Source organism: Rhizobium sp. MHM7A (genome assembly GCF_005862215.1).
Taxonomy (GTDB): domain Bacteria; phylum Pseudomonadota; class Alphaproteobacteria; order Rhizobiales; family Rhizobiaceae; genus Rhizobium; species Rhizobium bangladeshense.
The window spans coordinates 1-22,396 of the sequence record NZ_VCHT01000025.1; the positions used below are offsets into that span (position 1 = coordinate 1).

The 22,396-nt window shown below is 57.5% G+C and carries 19 protein-coding genes and 3 pseudogenes; 11 read left to right on the plus strand and 11 right to left on the minus strand.

Annotated elements, in window-relative coordinates; translation table 11 throughout:
- Positions 1-79: 79 nt before the first annotated feature.
- Positions 80-559: pseudogene (locus FFR93_RS37615) on the minus strand (DegT/DnrJ/EryC1/StrS family aminotransferase); the annotation flags it as partial.
- A 458-nt stretch (positions 560-1,017) separates the two neighbouring features.
- Between FFR93_RS37615 and FFR93_RS37620 the strand changes: the two are divergent.
- Complete coding sequence (locus FFR93_RS37620; RefSeq protein WP_138396893.1) at positions 1,018-2,292, plus strand: ROK family protein; 1,275 nt, start codon at positions 1,018-1,020, stop codon at positions 2,290-2,292.
- A 36-nt stretch (positions 2,293-2,328) separates the two neighbouring features.
- Here FFR93_RS37620 and FFR93_RS37625 read toward each other — a convergent pair whose 3' ends face one another.
- The 6 genes from FFR93_RS37625 to FFR93_RS37650 all read right to left on the minus strand — a co-directional run bounded on the left by FFR93_RS37625 (position 2,329) and on the right by FFR93_RS37650 (position 10,032).
- Complete coding sequence (locus tag FFR93_RS37625; RefSeq protein ID WP_138396894.1) at positions 2,329-4,260, minus strand: HAMP domain-containing methyl-accepting chemotaxis protein; 1,932 nt, start codon at positions 4,258-4,260, stop codon at positions 2,329-2,331.
- A gap of 182 nt (positions 4,261-4,442) precedes the next feature.
- Positions 4,443-5,609 carry a sn-glycerol-3-phosphate ABC transporter ATP-binding protein UgpC gene (gene ugpC / locus FFR93_RS37630; RefSeq protein WP_138396895.1) on the minus strand — a complete coding sequence of 389 codons (1,167 nt, stop codon included), beginning with the start codon at positions 5,607-5,609 and terminating at the stop codon, positions 4,443-4,445.
- Between the two features lie 79 nt (positions 5,610-5,688).
- On the minus strand, positions 5,689-6,714 hold the full coding sequence (locus tag FFR93_RS37635; RefSeq protein WP_027667923.1) for a Gfo/Idh/MocA family oxidoreductase: 1,026 nt from the start codon (positions 6,712-6,714) through the stop codon (positions 5,689-5,691).
- Positions 6,715-6,742: 28 nt separating this feature from the next.
- Positions 6,743-7,576 carry a carbohydrate ABC transporter permease gene (locus FFR93_RS37640; RefSeq protein WP_027681768.1) on the minus strand — a complete coding sequence of 278 codons (834 nt, stop codon included), beginning with the start codon at positions 7,574-7,576 and terminating at the stop codon, positions 6,743-6,745.
- A 1-nt stretch (position 7,577) separates the two neighbouring features.
- Positions 7,578-8,507, minus strand: coding sequence for a sugar ABC transporter permease (locus tag FFR93_RS37645; protein ID WP_131613972.1), 930 nt, complete (start codon positions 8,505-8,507; stop codon positions 7,578-7,580).
- Between the two features lie 70 nt (positions 8,508-8,577).
- Positions 8,578-10,032, minus strand: coding sequence for a substrate-binding domain-containing protein (locus FFR93_RS37650; protein WP_131613974.1), 1,455 nt, complete (start codon positions 10,030-10,032; stop codon positions 8,578-8,580).
- Positions 10,033-10,318: 286 nt separating this feature from the next.
- Here FFR93_RS37650 and FFR93_RS37655 point away from each other — a divergent pair, with 286 nt between their 5' ends.
- Positions 10,319-11,578, plus strand: coding sequence for an ROK family transcriptional regulator (locus FFR93_RS37655; RefSeq protein WP_018482071.1), 1,260 nt, complete (start codon positions 10,319-10,321; stop codon positions 11,576-11,578).
- 116 nt (positions 11,579-11,694) lie between these two features.
- Here the strand turns inward: FFR93_RS37655 and FFR93_RS37660 are convergent, their stop codons facing one another.
- Positions 11,695-12,852: an ROK family transcriptional regulator gene (locus FFR93_RS37660; RefSeq protein ID WP_018482070.1), complete on the minus strand. Its 1,158-nt coding sequence runs from the start codon at positions 12,850-12,852 to the stop codon at positions 11,695-11,697.
- Positions 12,853-12,999: 147 nt separating this feature from the next.
- Here FFR93_RS37660 and FFR93_RS37665 point away from each other — a divergent pair, with 147 nt between their 5' ends.
- From FFR93_RS37665 to FFR93_RS37685, 5 genes and pseudogenes are all read left to right on the plus strand, one after another.
- Complete coding sequence (locus FFR93_RS37665) at positions 13,000-14,004, plus strand: extracellular solute-binding protein (protein ID WP_018482069.1); 1,005 nt, start codon at positions 13,000-13,002, stop codon at positions 14,002-14,004.
- A 50-nt stretch (positions 14,005-14,054) separates the two neighbouring features.
- Positions 14,055-15,059, plus strand: coding sequence for an ABC transporter ATP-binding protein (locus FFR93_RS37670; RefSeq protein ID WP_026236765.1), 1,005 nt, complete (start codon positions 14,055-14,057; stop codon positions 15,057-15,059).
- Positions 15,056-16,765 carry an iron ABC transporter permease gene (locus FFR93_RS37675; protein ID WP_138396896.1) on the plus strand — a complete coding sequence of 570 codons (1,710 nt, stop codon included), beginning with the start codon at positions 15,056-15,058 and terminating at the stop codon, positions 16,763-16,765. The genes FFR93_RS37670 and FFR93_RS37675 overlap by 4 nt, the downstream gene beginning before the upstream one ends.
- Before the next feature lie 17 nt (positions 16,766-16,782).
- Positions 16,783-17,706, plus strand: coding sequence for a sugar phosphate isomerase/epimerase family protein (locus FFR93_RS37680; protein WP_138396897.1), 924 nt, complete (start codon positions 16,783-16,785; stop codon positions 17,704-17,706).
- Between the two features lie 322 nt (positions 17,707-18,028).
- Positions 18,029-18,183: pseudogene (locus FFR93_RS37685) on the plus strand (L,D-transpeptidase); the annotation flags it as partial.
- 26 nt (positions 18,184-18,209) lie between these two features.
- Here the strand turns inward: FFR93_RS37685 and FFR93_RS37690 are convergent.
- Positions 18,210-18,932 carry a Crp/Fnr family transcriptional regulator gene (locus FFR93_RS37690; protein ID WP_131613978.1) on the minus strand — a complete coding sequence of 241 codons (723 nt, stop codon included), beginning with the start codon at positions 18,930-18,932 and terminating at the stop codon, positions 18,210-18,212.
- Positions 18,933-19,089: 157 nt separating this feature from the next.
- Positions 19,090-19,290, minus strand: a complete 201-nt coding sequence (locus FFR93_RS37695) for a hypothetical protein (protein ID WP_018482064.1) — start codon at positions 19,288-19,290, stop codon at positions 19,090-19,092.
- 160 nt (positions 19,291-19,450) lie between these two features.
- Here FFR93_RS37695 and FFR93_RS37700 point away from each other — a divergent pair, with 160 nt between their 5' ends.
- The 4 genes and pseudogenes from FFR93_RS37700 to FFR93_RS37715 all read left to right on the plus strand — a co-directional run bounded on the left by FFR93_RS37700 (position 19,451) and on the right by FFR93_RS37715 (position 21,874).
- On the plus strand, positions 19,451-20,332 hold the full coding sequence (locus FFR93_RS37700; RefSeq protein ID WP_138396898.1) for an N-acetylglucosamine kinase: 882 nt from the start codon (positions 19,451-19,453) through the stop codon (positions 20,330-20,332).
- Positions 20,329-21,093 (plus strand): GntR family transcriptional regulator, encoded by a 765-nt coding sequence (locus FFR93_RS37705; RefSeq protein WP_018482062.1) that lies wholly within the window; start codon positions 20,329-20,331, stop codon positions 21,091-21,093. The genes FFR93_RS37700 and FFR93_RS37705 overlap by 4 nt, the downstream gene beginning before the upstream one ends.
- Before the next feature lie 28 nt (positions 21,094-21,121).
- Positions 21,122-21,448, plus strand: a pseudogene (locus tag FFR93_RS37710) (aminotransferase); the annotation flags it as partial.
- Positions 21,449-21,673: 225 nt separating this feature from the next.
- Complete coding sequence (locus tag FFR93_RS37715; protein ID WP_138396899.1) at positions 21,674-21,874, plus strand: hypothetical protein; 201 nt, start codon at positions 21,674-21,676, stop codon at positions 21,872-21,874.
- A 351-nt stretch (positions 21,875-22,225) separates the two neighbouring features.
- Here FFR93_RS37715 and FFR93_RS41175 read toward each other — a convergent pair whose 3' ends face one another.
- Positions 22,226-22,375 carry a hypothetical protein gene (locus FFR93_RS41175; protein WP_157633263.1) on the minus strand — a complete coding sequence of 50 codons (150 nt, stop codon included), beginning with the start codon at positions 22,373-22,375 and terminating at the stop codon, positions 22,226-22,228.
- Positions 22,376-22,396 lie beyond the last annotated feature (21 nt).

Genomic DNA, 22,396 nt, shown 5'->3' on the forward strand with positions numbered 1-22,396 from the left:
GGCTCTAAGCAACCCGACCCTACCGGAAATCACCGATGGCTATGAAATCCAGCTACACCACTCCATGGGACACGATCTGAGTGACTAAAACTGCAGCCACGTTGGGGCCGAACTCTTCAGCGGCGGCGCGCTGATCAATCCCGGCCAAGTTCATGTCGACATCAACGAAGACGGGTTGAAGACCGCTGATCGTGATTGGCCCTACCGCTCCCGGCCAATTCAATGCTGCGGTAACAACTTGCTCGCCTCGCTCTTTGACGTAGTCGAGTTCGATGTGAATGGCTGCCGTTCCGCTGCCGACAGCGCGCACTTGCCACTTCCCGGTCCACCTTGCAAGGCTTTCCTCCAAACCGCTCACAATTGGATGATTAACGCGGTGATATCTTCCACCATCCACAACTCCACGCAGGGCATCCGAGTGCTTCTTCTCCGCGGCGGGCCAAGGTGTAACACGTCCCTGGGGGACCACAGGCTTCCCACCGAAAACGGCGAGCTTCTCGACTGAGAAAGCACCAGTTGCGTTGCGAGTTATGAGCCGTAGTGCACCGAATCCGTTCATCTCGATCTCCAATCATGCTCATTAGAATGCTGATCAGCCCACACAAACGCTAGCACTGCTTTCCCCGGTATGATAGCTCAAACTAAGTATATAAAAAAGTATATGCTAAATTATATTCAAGATACGCGAGATAAAATAAGTATAATATTCGATTCTGTCGTGTATGGTCAGGCAGCCGCTTGGGCGTCACCTTGGTCAGCTTCTGCACGGAGCGCTTGGGATATTTCAATAGTTTTTAACGATTGGGCGGACACTAAGATCACTGAATGAAGGCTTGGGACGGGAACCGGCCAAAGTTTCCCGTAAACGCCAGGTGCCGATCATAAGATGCGTTGGAAGAACAGCACATGGCCCCCAGATCATAACCCGAGCCTCACCAGATTGCGAAGAAGCGGTTAGCCCCCTGATAGTGCTGGCCGTTGGCGGCGCAATTGGTTCGGCCAACAGGATTGGATGCTATGGACTCTTTGATAAGAAGACTCGAAGCTCACCGACTGGGAGAAAGTGAGGGCAGTTCTGACGATCGCCATAAAGATGAGAGCGCTAAGGGTATAGTCCCGGCCCAAAAACTGATTCCAACGCGAACCTTGGGCCCTGCGAATCGGGGCCGATTGCTGCAAGCCTTGTACGACATAGGGCCATCCAGCAGGGCGGACCTGGCCCGCCTTGCGGGTGTGACTCGAGGGACTATCGGAGGGATTGTGCAGCCCCTGATCGATCAGGGTGTTCTTGCGGAAGGAGAGGTGATACCTCCCAACGAAGCAGGCGGCAAGCCGGCTACCAAGTTGTGGTTTTCCAAGGATGCAAGGCCAATATGCGCGGTGCTCCTGATGCACGACCGCGTGAGTGCTTGTTTGGTCTCTTTGGAGGGCAAGGTCTATGCTCAACACGCCGCCGATTTTCCGAAGAACCTTACACACCCCACCGACGCATTCCGAATTATAAGCACCTGTGTCGAAGAAACCATCGCATCTGGCAAACCGATCTTAGGGATAGGTGTAGCAGTTGCAGGAATGATCAATACGGAGACGGGCACAATTGTGACCGCCAGTCTCGGGCCATTCCTGGACGGCTTACCGCTCGAAGCCGAATTGCACAAAAGGTTCGGCGTTACCGTGTGTGTCGATCAGGATACCAGAGCCTTGCTGGTTGGGGACCGATGGTTTGGACAAGGCCGCGGCCGGAGAAACTTCGCCTCCGTCCATATCGGCGAGACTTTGGGTGGAGCGCTTTACCTTGATGGGCATCTCTATCGGGGACCCGCAGGTGCAGGCGGCGAAATCGGTCATACGACCGTAGACATCAAAGGTCGGATATGCCAGTGCGGCCGACGTGGATGCTGGGAAACAATCGCCGGCTCGAAGTGGTTAACGGACGAGGCCAAGGTTAGGCGGTTGCCACAACCGCACTCCCTGGATGTGAGCCGATTATTGACTCTGGCCAACGACGACGTCCCAGGCGCACGAGAATTACTTCGCGACTACGCGTTCAACATTTCGGTCGGCCTGGCGAACCTCCAGCAGTTCATGGCGCCCAATTTTATCGTTATTCACGGCGACATCGTACGAGGGGGAAACCCCATGCTTCATTTAATCCAGGAAAGCTTCCGGGAATTGGTATTCCATCGCCCGGGCGATGAAATTGCCCTTGCTTTCGAAGATAGCGAATGCCTGGCGGCTTTACGCGGTGCCGCCAGTCTGCTTCTTTCTGAATTGCTGAATTTCGTCATCTAAGGACATCCGCAATACGTTCCTGCGGGAGGTCCGCGGTCATTGCCGGGATCTATCTGCAACTCGACCGTCACTCACTTTGCCGAGTTCGTTCGCGACCTTTGCCAGCATCCGGCGTGCTGGCAAAGATATTGACGCTGTTTCACGGTTGCTTTGACTGGTCTGCTGCTCAGAGAGTGCATTCTCAATCTGAAACTCCGCCACAATCCCGCGCAACTGTTTTGCCTCAAGGGCAAGTGCCGTGCTTGCAGCCGTGGATTCCTCGGCCATGGCTGCATTTTGCTGCGTAACCTGATCCATTCGATTGACTGTCCGGTTGACCTCAAAAAGGGTTGCGGACTGCTCGTTGGAAGCGGCCGTGACGGCATCAAGCTGAGTGTTAATCAGCACTATCTGGTCCACGATGATCTTGAGCGCCTCGCCGGTATCGCGGACCAGCTTGACGCCACTGCTGACCTCATCAACCGATTTGAGGATAAGATCCTTGATCTCTTTTGCTGCATGCGCAGAGCGTTGAGCAAGCTCCCTCACCTCCTGGGCAACCACTGCGAAACCTTTTCCTGCCTCGCCGGATCGTGCCGCCTCGACGCCTGCGTTGAGCGCCAGAAGATTGGTCTGAAACGCGATTTCGTCGATGACCCCGACAATACTGGAGATCTGCGAGGATGACCGTTCGATGCGTTGCATTGCCGCGACAGCGCTGGAGACCACTCCCCCGGAGTGGCGCGCCGACTTGTTTGCCTCGATCGCAACATGTCGCGCCTCCGCTGTGCGCTTTGAGGAACTGGCGACGTTCTGGGTAATTTGATCCAGCGCGGCGGCGGTTTGCTCCAGTGAAGCAGCCTGGTGCTCTGTGCGGCGTGACAGGTCCTGCGCGCTCAAACTGATTTCCTGCGCGCCATCATCTATCGATTCGGTTGCGTTCGACACAGCTCTCAAGCTCTCAGCGAGTTGAGCAACAGCAGCATTGAAGTTCGCCCGCAACGGTTCGAAGTCCTCGGCGAACTTGTCGTCGAGGCTGAACACGAGGTTCCCGTCGGCGAGATGCCTTAGGCCCTCTGCAAGCCCGGACGTTGCCTCCGCCATATCCCGCGCTCGCTGACGCTCGGTCTCGGCGAGACGCGCACGTTCAATCTCATTTGCGCCACGACTTGTTTCTGCATCCTTTCCGAGATCGCGCGCCCTTAACTCGTTGTCCTTGAAGATCTGTACTGCCCGGGCCATCGATCCGATCTCGTCGCGGCGAATCGTTCCCTCAACAGTCGAAGTAAGATCGCCGTCGGCTATGACCTTCATCGTCGTAACCATCTGCTTGATCGGTTTGACCAACCAGGAGCGAATTGCGAGAAGGCCGAAACACGAGACAGCGAAGAGGGCCACAATAGCTGTTCCCAAACTCAGCACAGACGTGTCACGGACAACGCTTGAAACGTCAGCACGCTTTTGCTCTGCGTCCGAAGCGAGTTTTTCCGTGACGAATGTGAATCTCGGTGAGATGGCAGCAAAGGCGGGTTGGCAAAGAGTGAGATAGAGTTGCTGCACCATGGCAAGCTCGGCTTCACTAGTTGCGCCGCGACCAACAGCGATGGCTGCACCACACGTATCGGTCAGGACGGAGAATCCATCCGCCTTCAACTTCGGCAGTTCGCTCTGCTCAGGAACTGCGGCAATCGCCATATCCATGAACCTGACGAAGTTTTCTCGTGCGTCATTCAAGCCAAATTCTGCGCGCGCCCTCGCCTCTTTCGACCGCGTCATCACCATGTCGCTGATGCTGGCACGCGCTATTTCCAGACTTCGGTTCGACTGGGTCAAGCGAAGTGCTGCAGATGCATCTTTGTCGAGAAGCTCCTGATAGCTGTCGTTAACTTTCAACATTTGCCGGCTCTGATAGAACGTCAGACCGAGTGCCATGACGCCAAAGACGGCCATGATGATAAAGAACTTACCGACAATGGAAATGTGTTTCACGGGCCACTCCTCTAAGCTCGGTGTCACTTACGGCGGATGGATGTTCAGATTCTGATGGTTTGATGTCTCGAGTTTTAAAAAAATGGCTGCCGCCGACCTCGTAATCGACGACAGCCAAGTTGCCTGGGAGGGCAGGAGAAAAGAGTTGAAACCCCAGCTGGCGATATTTCGTGCACGTTCTGTCAGTCGCGGATCGCAGCCCCCGTTACTGGGTCGAACCAGTGCAATTTCTCCAGGTCGACTGTCAATGGCAGCACCTGATGGGGTCGAGGTGTCAGCGCCGGTGGTATACGCGCCACAAGCCGGTTCTTACCCTTGTTGGGAAAGTCTTCAGTATCCTCAGCATCGTTGATATTGACCGGCGGTGAGGCGATGTCGAAAAACACGAAAGTGTCGGCTCCAAGCGCTTCGGCAACCGGGATCTGCTCATTGAACAACGCCTCGGCCTCGGGACAAACCTTGAACATCTCCGGGCGAATTCCAACAATGACTTGTCGCCCGGCAAAGACCGACAATGCTGGCTGGGCGGGGATGGCGAAGGATATATTCGTCCCGGTAATCGCAGCTTTCAGCGTCCCGGCTTCCGCTGTCAGCTCGATGCGTACGAAATTCATGGCGGGCGAACCGATGAACCCCGCGACGAACAGATTGGACGGCTTGTCGTAAAGCTTCTGCGGCGTGTCGATCTGCTGAAGATTACTCTGCTGTCCGTTAAACACCGGCTTCAGCACAGCCACGCGATCGCCCATGGTCATAGCCTCGACCTGATCGTGGGTCACATAAAGGGTTGTGACGCCGAGCCGCTGATTAAGCAGCTTCAGTTCACCGCGCATCTGCACGCGGAGCTTGGCATCCAGGTTGGAAAGAGGTTCGTCCATCAAGAAGGCCATGGGATGGCGAACGATCGCTCGACCCATCGCCACGCGTTGGCGTTGACCACCAGACAATGCCCCCGGTTTGCGCTCGAGATAGCGCGCGAGATCAAGCATTTCGGCTGCATCGCGCACCAGCTTGTCAATCTTGTCCTTGGGCATTTTGCGCTGCTGCAAGCCAAAAGCCATGTTGTCGTAAACGGTCATATGAGGGTAAAGCGCGTAGTTCTGAAAAACCATCGCAATATCCCGGTCCTGTGGCTCGGTCTCGGTGACATCGGCGTCATCCATGAGCAGCCGACCGCTGTTGAGCGTTTCAAGACCCGCAGCCATCCGCAATAAAGTTGACTTGCCACAACCCGACGGGCCGACCAAAACGACGAATTCTCCGTCCGCGACCGAAAAACTTACATTCGCAACAGCAACGGTTCCGTCCGGAAAGGTCTTGCCTATCCCATCAAAGGTCATGGACGCCATTTTTATCTACTCCCAGTATTTTTGGGCGAGGCAAGCCGAACTGTTCGCACGGATTTGCCCCGAGCTTTTGGGTGCGGCATTAGCCGATGTTCACAGCCTTGCCGCTTGCGACCGATTGTTCGATCGCCGCCAGGATCTTGGTGTTTTCCAGACCGTCCTGTGCATCTGCCAGCAGAGGAGCATCACGCACCACGCTATCGACGAAGCGAGCGATGGATTCCAACACGAAGCCACCGATACGCGTCGCGCCGGTTGGCGTTATGCCGATGTAGTCATTGTATTTCAGTCCGCCGTCGACGATACGGCGCAGGCCGCCGCTATGGGTCGGGTCTGCCTGGATCTGGCCCTTTTCACCAACGAACTCGACCTTGAAATCGACGAGCGAGGGATTGTCGCGCGACAGGATCCAGCTGTTCTCCATGGTCACGACCGTGCCCTTGGAAAATTCAAGGATCGACGCATGGAAGTCTTTCGTATCCACGCCGCCGGCAGACAGTGTCCCAGAGCGGGCGACGGAATAAACACGCACGACCTCGTCTGCGAGAATGAAACGCAGGACATCGACGAGGTGGCTTCCCAGGAACCAGAGTGCCGAAGACTTTGCAGCCCAGCTCAGCATTTCGAATGGAACGAATGTCGTATTCGAAAGACGCGCGGTCCCGTGCTTTGCCAAGCCGATCTGACCGTCCTGAATCATGTCGCGAACCTGGGCGAGGATCGGATTCACACGGTTGTGGAAATCAATCATCAGCTTGCCCTTGGATTTTGCGGCAGCCGCCGCAATTTCCTCGGCTTCACTCACCGTCGTCGCAAGCGGCTTTTCGCTCAACACGTGTTTGTCAGCTTTCAGAGCGGCGAGGATTATCGGCGTGTGGGTAAAGTCGGGTGTCGCAACCGAGATCGCATCGATCTGATCGCTGGAGATCAGCTTCTGATAATCGGTGAAGGCCCGCGTTGCGCCGTAGGTTTCCTTCATCTTCAGCGCCCTGCCCTCATCGAGGTCGCAGACGCCGACCAGCTCGGTCTCCGGCAAGACATTAAAGGTGTGGGCGTGATTGCCGCCCCAAAGACCGGCGCCAATGACGCCCATTCGCAGTCTGCTCATTTCATTACTCCATTCATAAAGGGAAAGCTCAGCCCTTCACCGAACCAAAGGTGAGGCCTCGTACGACGTATCGATCGAAAACAAGGAAGATGATCATCGGAGGTATCATCGCGAGCACTGCTGCGGCGGCGATGTAGTTCCAGGTCACTCCGCTCGTTGCGAAATATCCAAGTGTTCCGATCGGAAGAGTGGCGGTCGAGCGTGAGCTCAGCACCAGCGGAAAAGCGGCATTGTTCCATGCGAACACGAAGGCGAACATCGAGGTGACAATGATGCCGGGACGAACGATCGGCAGCGTGATCCGCAACATGATCGTGTACCAGCGGGCGCCGTCGACCCGGGCAGCCTCCTCCAGTTCCACCGGCACTTCATCGATGAAACTCTTCATCAACCAGACGGAAAACGGGATCGTCAGCGTCTGCAGGACCAGGATCATGGAGAAATAGGAACCCTGCAGACCGATGCGCGTGATGAGGATGAAATACGGGATCAGGAACGCGACCGGCGGGGCCATCAACAGCCCGAGATACCACAACATGATGTTCTTCTTGCCGCGGAGCTTGAAACGGGACAACGCATAGGCCGCAGGAACCGAAAAGGGCAGATTGAGTAGCACAGCACCGATTGCGACGATGAGGCTGTTGACCAGTTGCGGCGCGTTGGTACCCGGATCGACGAGGATGTGCCGGAAAGCATCGAGATTGGGTTCGAAGGTAAGTTGCGGCGGCATGGTGAATGCCGTCTCGGCCGGCCGGATCGCAAGAGCGATGAACCACAGAATCGGACCGACAAAGATTGCCAGGAAGAGGAGGCCGGCGGCGTAGGTGAGTGCCGTGTTGAAGCTCGTGTGGCGGCGGGACATTTTACCACTCCTCGTTTCGGAACGCGAAGAAGACGTAGAGGGCAACGATGACGTTGACGATCAGCACGGTGATCCAGGTCATGGCGCTGACCAGGCCGATGTTGAAGTTGACAAGGCCCTGTTCGTAGAGAGAGTATCCAAGGGTGCGCGTCGACGTGCCCGGTCCGCCGCGGGTGAGCACAAGCACTGTGTCGAAGGTGTTGAAGATCTGCATGAAGCGCAGCATGACGATAATGATTGCGGTGCGCTTGATCAGCGGCAGCTTGATCCGCATCAGGATCGTCCATGCAGACGCGCGATCCAGGCGTGCGGCCTCCAAAATCTCGTCGGGCACGGCCAAAAGGCTCGCATAGAGAACGATTGCAAAGAACGGCGTCCACTGCCAGATGTCGACGAAGAGGATGGCCGCGAGTGCTGTCGATGGCGAGCCAAGAATTCCCTGAGCGGGAACGGGGAGCCAGAGCGACTGCAACAGCCAGCTCAACAGTCCACCGCCGGGATCATAGAGGTAGCGGAACAAAAAGCCGACGACGATGGGCGCGATCGTGGTGGGCAAGATCAGCAGGGCCCGAACGATGTTCATGCCAGGCAGTGCCTTGAGCAGAATGAGTGCAATCGCCAGGCCGAATATGAATTCAAGTGCCGTGCCAAGGATCGACAGGATCAGGGTATTGGTGAGCGCGGCGCGAAAGTCGAATGCGTTGAAGGCCTGCACATAATTTTCGAAGCCAACGAACTGGAGCGGCTCCGGGCCGATTTGCAGGTTCCAGAAGTAGAAGCTCGATCTTAGGGCAAACAGCAAGGGGTAGGCGATCAGAGCGAGCAGCATCACCACCGAAGGCGCAATCAGCAAGTATGGCAGGTTTCGTCGGATAAAGCTCTTCCGGGCAGGCCCGAAGGCTCGCGGAGAGCGAACAGTTGTCGTGTGCATTGCCAGATCCAGTTCTTCTTCAAGTGGATGCCGGCGCGATCGCTGTCGCGCCGGCCCGAGGAGAACTCTGTTACTTCTTGGCGATCAGGGCTTTGGCCCCGTCAAGAGAATCCGCGTAGCTGTCCCTTTGATAAGGGATCATGAGATTGCCCTTCAGGATGCTCTCGAACAGGCTGTTGGCGCGCTCGAGGCCGGTCTTCGGCTCTTCGGTTCCGGTCAATAGCTGGTTCAAGGTCAGGCCCAGCACACTTTCGACAGCCGTGTAACCCGGGACCGGCGGGCGTGTGACCTTGCCGTTGCCCTGCTTCATCATCGCATACTGCACATCGAGGTAGGGATAGATCGCCTTGACTTCCTCGTCTTGATAGAGCGAAACGCGCGCAAAGTCGGAGAACTGGTAGTTGAGGTCCGGCCAAAGAGCCATTTTCTTCTGCGTGGCCTTCGAGGTCGCCCATTTGATGAAGGCGTAGCCTGCCTCTTGCCTTTCGGAACTGGACGGGATGCCAAGGCTCCAGCCACCGAGGCTGACCGTCTGAGGCACGCCCTCAGCTTTCGGCAAGGCTGCGGTTGCATACTTCTCCATGACGTCCGATTTCTTACCGGTCATGTAACCGGAATTCTTGATCAGATAGAAGTACGGGGTCCACCAATAGAACATGCCGATGTCGCCCTTGGCGAAACGGGTGCCGGCGTCGAACCAGACATAATTGATGGCTTCAGGCGGAGACAGCTTGTAGAGCTGCCTGTAGACTTCGACAGACTTGATCCAGGCCGGGCTTGTCAACTGCGGGGAGAAATCCCACGGGGCGGTCGGGAACGATTTGAACCAGTTCGCCCCGTGGCTTGCTGAGACCTGCGTAAACATGTGGACGATCGGCGACGGCTGGGAACCGCAAACGACGGTTGGGAAGAGCGGCTTGCCGCCAAATGATTTGCCTTCCATCGACTTCAGGGTGTCGACGTATTTCGTCCAGGTCCAGTCTTCCGACGTCTCGGTCGGCGGCGCTGCAATGCCGAGTTCGTCAAAGACGTCCTTGCGGTACATAACCCCCTGGGCATAGGCGGCGACCGGCAATGTGCCGACCTGGCCGCGCCACATATTCGAGGAATAAAGGACCTCCGGGATGAAGTCTGAGAGGTCGAATTCGTTGTCCTTGGCAATAAAATCATTCAGCGAGATGATCCAGCCATTGTCGAGGTACTGCCCGAGCCACATCTGGTCGACAACGATGACATCGGCGTCGGAGGTCTTGGCGACAAAGGCAGAGACGAGGCGCGACTGAAGGGCGTCATACGAGAGGCTTTCCAGTTCCACCTTGATGCCGGTTTCCTTCTCGTATTCTGGCACCAGCGCCTTCATTGAGAAAAAGAATGGGTCTTCAACGGACAGGACGCGCACCGTGTTCGCATCCTGTGCCGCCCCTCGCCGTGGCACGGCCAATGATCCCGCGCCAGCCACAAGAGCTGCGACGGAAGCGCTTTTCAGCAGGTCACGTCGCGACATATTTCCGATATCGATTGTCATAAACAGCCTCCTCAGTTGCTTCGTATCCCAACCCCGGCCCTTCAGCGCAGCCCTGGGCTTCCGCTTGTCGATACTGAGATTGTTACCCCTAATGTGCTTTTTGTAAGCAGTTAGTTTGTACCTCGCACAAACTTATGTTAGTGTCAAGAAGTTGTCGCGGCGAAAATTTCTGCGCTGTACCGCGGTTGTCATCGACGTCCTGCTTGCATCACCGGAAAGGGCCTTATGTTGTATGGCCGTTCGATAATGTACGGGCTAAAAGGATCCGGTAGATTGGAGAAGAGAATTGAAGTTTGAGAGCCAGCCGTCCTATTCGTTGGGCCAGCGCACCCCTGCAAGCAGAGAAGTCGCCGCCGGCGAGAACGGCGGCAACGTGACACTTGTCTCCCAATCGGCACTTGGCGCGATAAACCGCGGTCGCGTCCTTCAGGCCTTATATGATAACGGACCCAAAAGCCGGGCAGATCTCGCTCGACTTGCAGGTGTCAACCGGACCACGATAACCGGTATTGTGCAGCCGATGATCGAAGACCAGCTTCTTGTTGAGGGAGATGCGTCACCTTCCGACGTCAAAGGCGGCAAGCCGGCTCGTCCGCTTTATTTTAACCCCGATGCACCGATGCTTGGCGCAGTCCTCCTTCTGCCCGGCACGATACAAACATGCCTCGTGGCGCTAACCGGTGAGATCAAGGCCGTTGCGAAAGCTGAGTTTGATACGCATGGCGACACAGAAGCATTCATCGCGGTCATGACGGAGACGCTTACTGCCACACTGTCTCAGGCCCAACAGGCGCCTTTCGGCATTGGCGTGGCCTCGGCTGGAATGATCGACAGTGACAATGGAACCATTCTTACCGTCAACCTTGCTCCCGTTCTAACGGGACTTCCCCTCGTAGCAATACTACAAGAACGCTTCTCTCTTCCGGTTGTCATCGATCACCACCCCCGTGCCTTGCTTGTTGGGGACAGATGGTTCGGACCCGGTCGCGGCCAACAAAATTTCGCAGCAGTCTATACTGGCGAGGTTCTCGGCGGCGCCTTCTTCATCGACGGCAAGGTCTATCGTGGACTCGCCGGATCCGGCGGCGAGCTCGGTCACAGCGTGGTGCAGATCGATGGTGCCCTTTGCAATTGCGGAAAGCACGGCTGCTGGGAGACCGTCGCTGCCCTTCCTTGGTTACGAAAACAAGCCGCCCGATTGAGCTTTCCGCATCCCAAGAGCGTCACCTGTGCCAGGCTTGTCAAGGAAGCAGACGAAGGCTCGAAGGCGGCAGAGGAGCTTCTCGACCGTTATACGCGGAACGTAGCCTTCGGCATCGTCAATCTGCAGCAAACACTCTCCCTCAACTCCTATGTCCTTCATGGAGACGTCGCCGGAGGCGGATTGAAGGCAGCAGAGCTGATCAGGCAGCATGTCGAGCAACTGGTGGTGAAGAGACCTGGTCAGGAGATATCGATCACGGTGAATGGTATCGGCGAAGGCCATACGGCTCTGCGCGGCGCCGCGGGTCTGGTTTTATCCAGCCACCTCAAGCTGGTCATTTGAGGCTTTGTAGCGGCACCGATCTGCAAGGAAGGGCTTGCGGACCTGCAAGGTGCGGTTCGCGCCTGGGCCTGCCCCGGTTGACTTCTTAAAGAGACTCAGGCGCGCAATCAAATTTTCTAAGGTCGGGATTTGGGCTTGCGACCGTTAAGGTAAGGACTGCCATCGTCTGCGACGGCGGCGGAAAAGAGAGAGGCAAAGAACGGAATGCAGGCCGCCCCGATCGCGCCGGCGCGAGGGCCAAGTCGAGAGGCCTCGACTGCGGCAGCCTCCAAACCGCGCGACGGGCCAAGGATTGGCTGACTGGAAATTGCGCGTACCAGCCTGTCTGTCACGAGTTCTGGCAGCCGTCCCCCAAGGACAATCAGCGCGGGGTCGAACATCGCCGTTGCTACACGTACCGTCTCGCTGAGCTGCTTTCCGGCGCGTTCAACCCAGATTTCTAACGCCGCTTCGGCGCTATCTGGCAACCGATCGAGGTCGATGAAGTCGTGGATGGCGAAGCCGGCACCGTTGAGGGTGGCAAAAAGGTCTTGGCCGGATGGGCGCGGCTGGTCGTACGGGTAGAGAACTCCGGGCAGGCAGGCGTTTCCATTGACACCGCGGTACGGCCGTCCGTCGATAACCGCCCCTCCCCCGACACCGTGTCCAATGTGAATGAAGAACATCGGATCAGGCTGCGGGATGCGTCCGCCGAACACATACTCTCCGAGCGCTGCAGCTGTTCCATCATTCTCGATGTAATAGGGCGCTTCGAAAGTCGCTTTAAAAGCTTGGTCCACCTCACCATCATCGAAAGCCGGGAAGAAGCTGTGGGCCTTGAGGATGTTCGACATCGTGCCGAAATTGCCGGGCACAGAGCAGCCGACCCCGAGAAGGCGATCCTTAGGCGTACCCAGGTCGGTCAGCATCGCCGCGATAGCAGCCTGCGCGGCGCCTGCCACAGACAAAGCCGTGCTGGTCTCGATGTCGACTGATCGGGAGGTAAGAATCTTACCTGCTAGATCAACAATTGCTACCTCCATTCGGGAGACCGAGAATGTTATCCCCGCGGAAAGATACCGGTCAGCCCGCAAGCTCAGCAAGCGCCGAGGCTGGCCTTGGGCGCCGGTCCGCTCGACCACCTCGATGAGAAGTCCGATCTCAAGTAAGCGACCTATCAGCCGAGTGACAGAAGCGCCTGTCATGCCGGACCGTTCGGCCAGGTCGACGCGCGCAATCTTCTTGCCCACGAAAATCAGTTCGACCAGTCGTCGTTCGTTCCGTGAAAGGTCCATTGGTTCCAAGAGTGCCTCAAATCGTTAGTAGCCAAAGAGCTATTGCAATATATATTAAATTACGCAATGTAATTAAACTGTCATGTAGCTCCGGTAATAAGGCGCCAAGCCGGGGATGACCGGCCAAACTGAAACGAGAGGAACACCATGCATCAGATCAAACGTTTATTGACCCTCGCAGCCGTCCTGATCGCGGTCACCTCTCCGGCCTTGGCCAATAGTCTTGTCGTCTATTCACCTCAGGGAGAAGAGAACGTTCAGTGGATAATCGACCAGGCTAAAGCCGCCGGTCACGATGTGCAGTTTCTGCGCGCACCCGGAGGAGAACTTTTTGATCGGCTGGTCGCCGAGAAGAACAACCCCCAGGCCGATGTCGTACTCGGCATGGTCGACACGTCTATGGCTCTGCTCAAAAAGAACGGCCTGTTCCAACCATACACACCAGCCTGGGCAGCGGACCTCCCTGCGCAATACAAGGACAAAGAAGGCATTGTCTACAAATTCTGGAGCACACCGGTTGTCATCGCCTATGATTCCGACAAGCTTGCCGCTGAGCGGGCGCCGAAAAGCTGGCTGGACCTGACAAGGGGCGAATACAAAGGCAAATACGTCATCGGCAACACCGCCTGGCAGACGACAAGGGTCTATCTTGCCGGCATCTTGGCCCGGTTCCTCGACGACAAGGGCGAAGTCACTCAGGCTGGATGGGATTTTCTTGGCGCATTCTATGCGAACGCCATCGTTGTCGATGACGCCGATGCGCGCAAAGAAGCCTTCAAATCGGGCGGTGCGATCATCAATCTGAACTGGTTCGGCGGCGTCATCAAAGACGCCAAGGAGCTCGGCATGCAAGTCAAGGTCATTGACCCGGAAGGTGGCACGCCCGTCATCTCCGAAGGCGTGGCGATCATGGCGGGAACCGATCAGCTGGAGCAGGCAAAGGCATTCGTCGACTGGTTCGGCTCTGCCGATGTCATGGCCGGCTACGCCAAAAAGTTCGGTCAGGTTCCGGTGCTACCGGCGGCGCTGGCGAAATCACCGCCAGAGGTGCAGGCGAATGCGGAACTAGTCAAGGCGCAGCCTATCGACTGGGATGCCGTCGCGCCCAAACTGGACGGCTGGTTGCAGAAGATCGAGCTTGAAATCCGGTGAGGATGCAGGACCGGGCGACACAGATCGCCAGGCTTCACAGGAGTATGATCATGCCGACCCCGATCCTCATCATCGATAAACTGCATATTGGCTATGGCGACAAGGTGGTCATCCGCGACCTCTCGCTTGAGGTTCACGAAGGAGAGTTCGTTGCTCTGCTCGGGGCCTCCGGCAGCGGCAAATCCAGCGTTCTAAGGACCCTCGCCGGCTTTCATCCGGTCATGAGCGGGCGGATTATTCTTGAAGGAAAAGATATCACCAACGAGCCGCCGGAGCGCCGTAATGTCGGTATGGTATTCCAGAACTATGCGCTGTTTCCAACGATGACGGCGTTCGAAAACATCGCCTTTGCTTTGCGTGTGGCGAAGATGCCGCAGAGCGAGATCGGCAAGCGCGTCGCCCAGATCGCCGAAACATCCGGGATTACGGAGCAGCTGCACAAGAAGCCAGCGACCATGTCAGGCGGGCAACAACAGCGGGTCGCGATTGCGCGCGCGCTTGTCGCGGGCTCCAAGGTGCTTTTGTTCGACGAACCATTGTCCAATCTCGACGCCAAGGTGCGAGTGACGATGCGCCGCGAGATCAAGAGGCTCCAGCAGGAATTTGGCTTCACGGCAGTCTTTGTCACGCATGATCAGGAAGATGCACTCACGATGTCCGACACGATCGTCGTGCTGGCGAACGGTGGCGTTGAACAGATCGGTGACGGACGTACTCTTTATCGAGAGCCGGCGACGCCGTTTATCTGCGAGTTCATCGGCACCGCCAACGAACTGCCCACGCCGCTTGCCGGGCAAATCCTGGGCAGCGACGTTCGGGGGCGCATTTTTGTTCGCCACGAAGATGTACTCGTTGGGAAAGTGATACCAGCCGGGTTGCCGGCGACCGTCCGTCATGTGGAATTCCTTGGCGCCCACAGCCGTATCGACCTGGATACCGGCGGATACTTCATTTCGGCCGCCAGGATGGGGCACGAGTTACCCGAAATCGGTGAGACCGTGTCCTGGACGATCCGGCCGGGCTCGGTGCATATCTTCGAGGAAGCGGACAGATGAACCGCGCGGCTGCCGTCGAGCGCGTAGTCTATTGGATCGGGTTGGCGGCCCTGATCTGGATCGTCGTCACCTTCCTGATACTGCCGCTCGTCGCGTCACTTCAAACGGCATTTTTCAGGGACGGCAGCCTGGTGGTCGGTCAGACCCTAAGCGAACTTTCAAGATCACGAAGAGTGCGCGCTGCCCTTTGGAACACGGTTTGGATGACGTCAGCGACCATGGTCACGGTGACCATTGTCGGGATTTTCCAGGTGGTCGTCCTTGAATATTTTCACGTACGCGGTCGCGCACTCTTGAAAATCGCCTATGCAACGCCGCTGGTCTTCGGCGGTGTCGTTGCGGCGGCGGGCTATAACTTCACCTATGGTCCCGGCGGTGCGGTGACACATCTGGTGAAGGCGATCGTTTCCAGCCTCCCGCAAGACTGGTTCATCGGCTGGTTTGGCGTGCTCTTCACGCATACCTTTCTGATGACCAACTTTTACTATCTTTTTCTGCGTGCTGCGATGCGCCGCGTCGACTACGCAACCATCGAAGCCGCGCGCAGTATGGGTGCCTGGGAATATACGATCCTGTGGCGTGTGGTACTGCCCGCAATCATGCCGACGCTCCTCGCTGTCACCTTTCTCACCCTTTACACCGCGATCAGCTCTTTCGCCGCCCCTCAGGTGCTGGGCGGTCGCGATTTCCACATGCTGAGCCAGATGGTGCTGACTCTGAACAGCCTGCGCCGTCCCGACATGGCCGCCTTACTGGCGCTTATGATGGGACTGTGTCTCATGGCGCTTATCCTGCTGTCTCAATATTACGAAGCGCGCGGCTCCTATGTCGGCGGCGCGAAAGCGACTGCGCCCATCCAGCTACGCAAAATTTGCAGCCCGATCGGCAATACAGTGCTACATTTTTTTGCCTATCTTCTTGTGGCTATTTATGCGGTGCCGATCGCTCTTGTCGTACTCTTCTCCTTCGCCCCGGCCGCGAGCATCGGCATCGAAGTGATCCCATCCAGCCTGACCCTGAAGAACTATGCCCGCGTCTTTACCGAAGGCACTGCCTTTCTTCCGTTCTTCAACTCCATAGTGATGAGCCTTGCCGCGGTATCGGCGGCGCTGGTCGTTACGCTGTTTGCTGTCCCGGTTATTCTTGGCCGGCGCAGTTGGCTGACGCGCCTTCTAGACATCACTTTCTTCCTGCCATGGGTAGTTCCTAGTATTCTGCTCGCTGTCGGGCTGATCGTCACCTTCGACACGCCAAACCCGCTCGTTGGAAACGCAGTCCTCCTCGGCGGCTACTGGCTCCTGCCGATTGGCTACGCCATCGTCGCCTTGCCGCTTATGGTGAGGTTCCTGCGGGCAGCCTTCGTAGGAATCGATCCGGCCTATAACGAGGCGGCCCGCTCGATGGGCGCCACTGGTCTTTATCGCTATCGCCGCATCATTCTGCCGATTGTGGCGCCGACTGTAATCCTCGTCGCCGGGATGGCCTTCAACGATCTCCTGTCGGAATACCCCCTGTCGGCGTTTCTATACAACGTCAACAACAAACCGCTGCCGATTGCAATCGTAGACAGCTCGCTGTCTGTCGATCCTGAGCAGGCCGCGCTCAATCTTGTCTATGTCACTCTGATCATGGCGTTTTCACTGGCGATCATTCTGTTGGCCGAGCGCATCGGCCTTGGCAAAGGTCCAGAAACCACAACATTGTAGAACCGGAGACTGATCCATTGGATACCTGCATCACCGTCTGGCATTGGCCGCACCAGGAGCGTTGGTACGACGAAGGCATTCGCAACTCGCTGACCCTCATCAAGGAAGCTGGCTTCACACACATCAACTGGAATCCCGACTCCGGCAGTTCGTACTGGCTGGCCGACGCCGAGATTGAGTTTACAAGCAGGATCGTGGCCGATGCTGGGCTGAAAGTGCACTCGGTTCATGGCAGCAATGGCCGCAATCCTATCACCGAGATCGGCCACAAAAACCCTGGCCCTTTCGCGATGGAGACGCGCAAGGACTTCCTGTCGCCGCATGAATGGCAGCGCCGCAGCGGAGTCGAGCTGTTGCGTAACCGTGTCGACCTGGCGGCCGCGTTCCAGTCCCCCAATATTGTTCTGCACATCGATATCAACGACAACGTCTTCGGCAGCGAAGCCGCCGAACGAGCGTTCTTCGACCCCCTTTTCCAGTCTCTCGACGAGATCAGGCCTTACTGCGTCGAAAAGGGCATCCAGATTGCCGCGGAAACTCTTCTTTGCGCCAACGCTCAGAATTTCCTCAACCTCTATGATCGGCTGTTCGTTCGATACGGCAAGGAGTTCATCGGCGTCTGCTTCGATTGTGGCCACTGGGAACTGATCGAGCCAGGCAAGCTCAGCGTGCTAGAGCGTTTCGCGGATCGCCTCATCGCTACTCACATTCACGACAATTTCGGAGCAATGGATAACCATCTCTTGCCATTCGACGGACGATTAGATTGGCACACGATCACCTCGGCGATCGCCGCAACTCCTTATCAGACTCCGCTCAACATCGAGACGCCAATGGACCGGTATGGGATTCCAGAATCCGCCTACTATCGCCGCGCTCACAGTGTTGCTGTTAGGCTCGAGGAGATGGTCGCCGAGGCGCGCGAGAGGAAAAGCGCATGATGGCGAATGCGCTTACCCTCGACAATCCTCCACTACGTCGTGACAAAGGTAGCAGCGTTGACCCCTGAACAGTTCCGCGGTCCAGATGGATGGACAGTCGAGACGAAAGAATCTGTCGGCTACGTCGGTGCCGTCAATCAATAGGCGGAGATCCTCCAACAGGCAGAAATCCTCGCCGGCGACTGTTGGCCAACGACGTTTCAGACCACCTTGTAGTTGGCAAGGTGGTAGCGCGACAGTCATCTAACGGCTGATCGATCTGGTGAACGGTACTGCAAATTTCACCAGCAGGATACCCATTCAGCCAATTTCGATCGCCTACGGCGGTTACGCCGTTCATGCCACCTTCGACCTTAAGCGCTTGGGCCGGCCGGCCTCGCATGCCTGCGTTCGCCTGCACTCCGACAATGCCGCCCAGTTCTTCTCGCTGGCGCACAGGCTGGCCTCGCCAATACCCGCGTCGTGATCACGCGCTGACCCCGAATTCGGCAGCTGATCCCGTTCTATGCGCTGATCATCCGCTCCAACTCATCCATGTCGGGGACGATGATATGTCGAAAGTTCTCGATGCGAATGACACCGCTCTTGCGCAGCTTGGTCAACTGGCGGCTGACGGTTTCAATGGTCAGACCGAGAAAATCGGCGATCTCGGCGCGGGACAGCGGCAGGTCGAAAGAGGTGGTCGTGGCGGTCTGCGGTTCGGCGTGGGTGGCGATGAGGTGGAGCAGGCTTGCGACCTTCTCCTCGGCGGTGCGCCGGCCGAGCGTCAGCATCCATTCGCGCGCCGCATCCAGCTCCTTCAGCGCCTGATCGTACAGGCTGCGCTGCAGCTTCGGCGTCTCCGATATCATGCGGTCGAGCAGGTCGCGGGGGAAGACGCAGATTTCGGCGTCGGTCGCAGCCTGAGCCGACAGCATGCTTTCGGGCACGAAGGGCCTGCCGACGAAATCGGGGGCGAATTGCAGGCCGACGATCTGCTGGCGCCCGTCCGGCATCACCTTGCAGAGCTTTACTACCCCGCGCATGATGTTCGAATAGAAAGAGCTTTCCGACCCTTGAGCGATTATCTCGCAGCCAGCATCGACCGTGCGGCGCAGCGACTGGCGGCCGAGCTCTCGGAGTTGGCCGCTCCACAGCGCGCCGCAGACGACGCCGTGCCGCGCTTGGCAGGAAGCGCAAGCGACGGGAGCGCCGGCGTCGGAAACCTTACTGCGTGCAACGTCCATTTCCTGATCCCTTCAAAATCCGCGTGTGCCATGATGTGGCTGCGCATGCTGGGCATACCCCAGACGATTACGCCGCGATTGCGGGTTCGGCTATCCCGATTTCTTCCGGCGCGGCTTGATGATTACCAATTTCGCCGGGACCGCGAGTTGATCCAGATCAAAGTTTCGGTGCCATGGCTGTTTTTGGATAGCGCCTGCCTCGACACGAGGCCGTCCCGCACAATCCTTCAAACTTGAACGACGGAGCAAAGATCTTCCAATCCTGGGCGACGAAGCCGCCGACGTCTTTGCGCACGAGCATTTCCCAAATTGCATGCCGGTTACTCGCGACGGGGAAAGGATTCAGGTCGAAAGGCATTACGGGTTCCTTCAGCTGGGTCGCCCATACTCTCTCTAGCCGGTTTCCAGTTGACAATCCGGTATGTTTGTGCGACGTACGTACGAACAAGATGCGCGCAGCTGGTGCGGCCCGAAGGCGATCGACGCTGTGTCAGATGACCTCCTGAAGGAAAGCGCGGATGACTGTCTACCTAATCGGAATCGACGGCGGTGGCACCAGCTGCCGTGCTGCAGTCGCCGGTGCGAACGGGAGTATCCTTGCGCGGGCTCAAGCCGGGCCAGCCAACATTCTCTCCGATCCGGATACGGCCCTCGACAACATTGCCAGTGCGACCCACGCGGCTTTCTACGCAGCTGGCATCAATGCGCGTAGCATCGCCTCGGCGCGTGCAGTACTTGGGGTCGCGGGCAATAATGTCGGCGAGGCCGTTCACTACGTGAAAAACAGGCTACCCTTCGCCCAGGCGGACATCGAGTCAGACGGGCTGATCGCGCTACAAGGCGCGCTTGGTGATAAAGACGGAGCCGTCGCCATTTTAGGAACAGGCACGATCTACATTTCCCGCCACTGCGAAACGGTGACCTACGTCGGCGGATGGGGCTTTACTGTGGGCGACCTCGGCAGCGGCGCTCGTATTGGACATGCGCTTTTGCAAGAAACGCTGCTCGCATGTGACGGCATTCACGACATGTCCGCGATGACCGCCTCCGTCCTTGCCGAATTCAAAAATGACCCACGCAATATCGTCGAGTTTGCGCGGCAGGCAAAGCCCGGCGCCTTCGGCCGCTATGCGCCGCGCGTATTCGAGCACATGAAACAGGGCGATGCCGTCGCCGCGCGCCTGTTGCAAGAAGCTGCTGTTTCAGTTGACGAAGCACTTGATCGTCTAGTCGCGCGAGGAACGCAGAAGATTTGCCTGCTCGGGGGATTGGGGCCGCTGTATTCGTCCTGGATCGCTGCACGGCATCAAAGTCTATTGGTAACGCCCGAAGGCGATGCACTGAGCGGGGCCGTGGCCCTGGCTGTGTCGCGCTTCGGGCATCTGAAAGCGATCGAATGAGCGACAGGCTTGCGGCCATGCTTCCAGGATGGGGCATAGACATCAAGGGCGCCGGCCCGCTCTACCATAGACTTCGCCTGGCGCTTGAAAAGGCGATCCTGTCGGGTAAACTCAAAGAGGGCGACGTTCTTTATCCCGAACGAGACCTCGCTGAACATGTCCGCGTTAGCCGTGTAACGGTCCGCAAAGCAATCGACCATCTCGTCCAAGACGGCTTTCTGGTCCGCCGGCGCGGCTCAGGAACCTTCGTTGCCGGATCGGCGGTGCGCGCAGATCGGCCTCCGTTATGCGCTAACTCTTTGACGGGTGACATTTCCTGGCGTGGATCGGACACGAAAGTCGAGTGCATCGGGCGCAGCACGTCTCATCCCGCACCAGAGGAGATGATGACACTCGGCTTGTCAGGCGACAGTCACGTCGTGCGCATCACCCACTTGCGGAGCTCGGCGGGCCAGCCGCTTGCGATCGAACGCACATGCATTTCCTCGGAGTTCCTGCCCCACGCTCGTGCCGTTACCTCTTCTATCTGCAACACACTCGCGGACGCAAACTTCAGACCCGTTCGTGCGATCCAGCGCACTTTCGCATCCAACATCGAAGGTCCGGACGCCACCTTGCTTGGCGTCGCGATTGGAACGGCTGGTCTTTTGACAAAGCGCGTCGCCTATCTTGCTTCGGGCCGTGCAATCGAATTCACCCGCTCACTTTTTCGAGGCGATGCCGAAGGTTTTGTCAGCGAGCTCACCTTTCTCGAAAACTGACCGCTCTCTTACAAGACAGGATCCTATCATGCAGGCCACCGTGCAAACGAACATGCGCCGTGAGATCGACGAAATTCCAGAAGCTGCGGCCAGATTGCTCGATCGCTTAGCGAAAGACTTCGCTGCCACCGGTGCGGCTTTGCGCGCCGAGGACTCCGAATTCGTCGTCACAGTCGCGTGCGGCTTGTCCGACTATGTCCCTGAAATAGTCCATCGAGCTGAGGGCGAAATTGCCCGCCGCTTCGATTCGAGGGTCACTCCCCTCAATCTACGATATCGAGCTCAGCTTTGGTCGCGGCGCTGCCTTGCCGAGGCAGCCACGCGCGTCATCGCAGCCTCGATCGCTCTGACGAATAAGCCTCCGCTTGCGGAACCCGCAAAGGCTATGAGCATGCTGAGCACAAAGGTCGGCTTGTACCTGAAGACGACGCAGATCTCGTGGTGTTGACTCCCGAGTTTGAGTTGAAGTTGAGGCAAGCGGTCATGGCGATTTCGGATCAAATTTGCACAGGTTCTCCAATGGTAAGGTCGATGTTTTCCGCAAACCTGCTGGGCTTTAGCTGAGTGGAACCAGCGCCCCATGAAGATAGCAATGCTCTCGCCGTTTGAACGAACCTGTCTCCATTGGATATCGAGAGGCTGGACTGTGGCTAATATCGCGTTGATCGAGGGAAAGGATACCGCTGAAATTCAGGCGTGCGTGGAGCGTGCGGTTAAATCGCTCAACGCCGAATCAGTGGAACAGGCGCTTGAGAAAGTGAAGCTTGCGCGATCAGGCTGATCGCAGTGTGGTTGCGGGCGCCGGACGCTTTCACCTTGCCTTGCATGCTGCCTGCAAATGCATCGTTCTGGCAACGTCAGGCCCGCAGCAAGATCGCGCCATCGGTTTGAAAACACGGAGAGAATGGCTCCTGCGTTCGGCGGAACGCAGCCGAACCGAGGTGACCACGAAAGCAAGCCAATCCGCGCGTTTGTGATGGGTCCTTGCCGAGTTCCGGATTCCACGAACAACACGCTGAAAGGTCCGCTCGCAAGCTGCGGCCGCTGCCGCTCCGCGGCGCGGTGATCGCGCCCGTCCCGAGCCTTTGAGGAGCCATCGAGCGGGAATTGGCCCGCTCCCACTGGAGCCCTTCTAAACTCGCTCGATCATTTCCTCGCACAGTCCCGCGCCTTCCAGCTCCCATGACCTGATGGTCCGGTCACCGTCCTTGAAGTCGAGGGTGAATACAGCGTCTTTCCCTCTGACGAGATCGATGCCGACGACGACCTTGAGATCGCTCATGAATTTTTCCCCTGGCCGGCG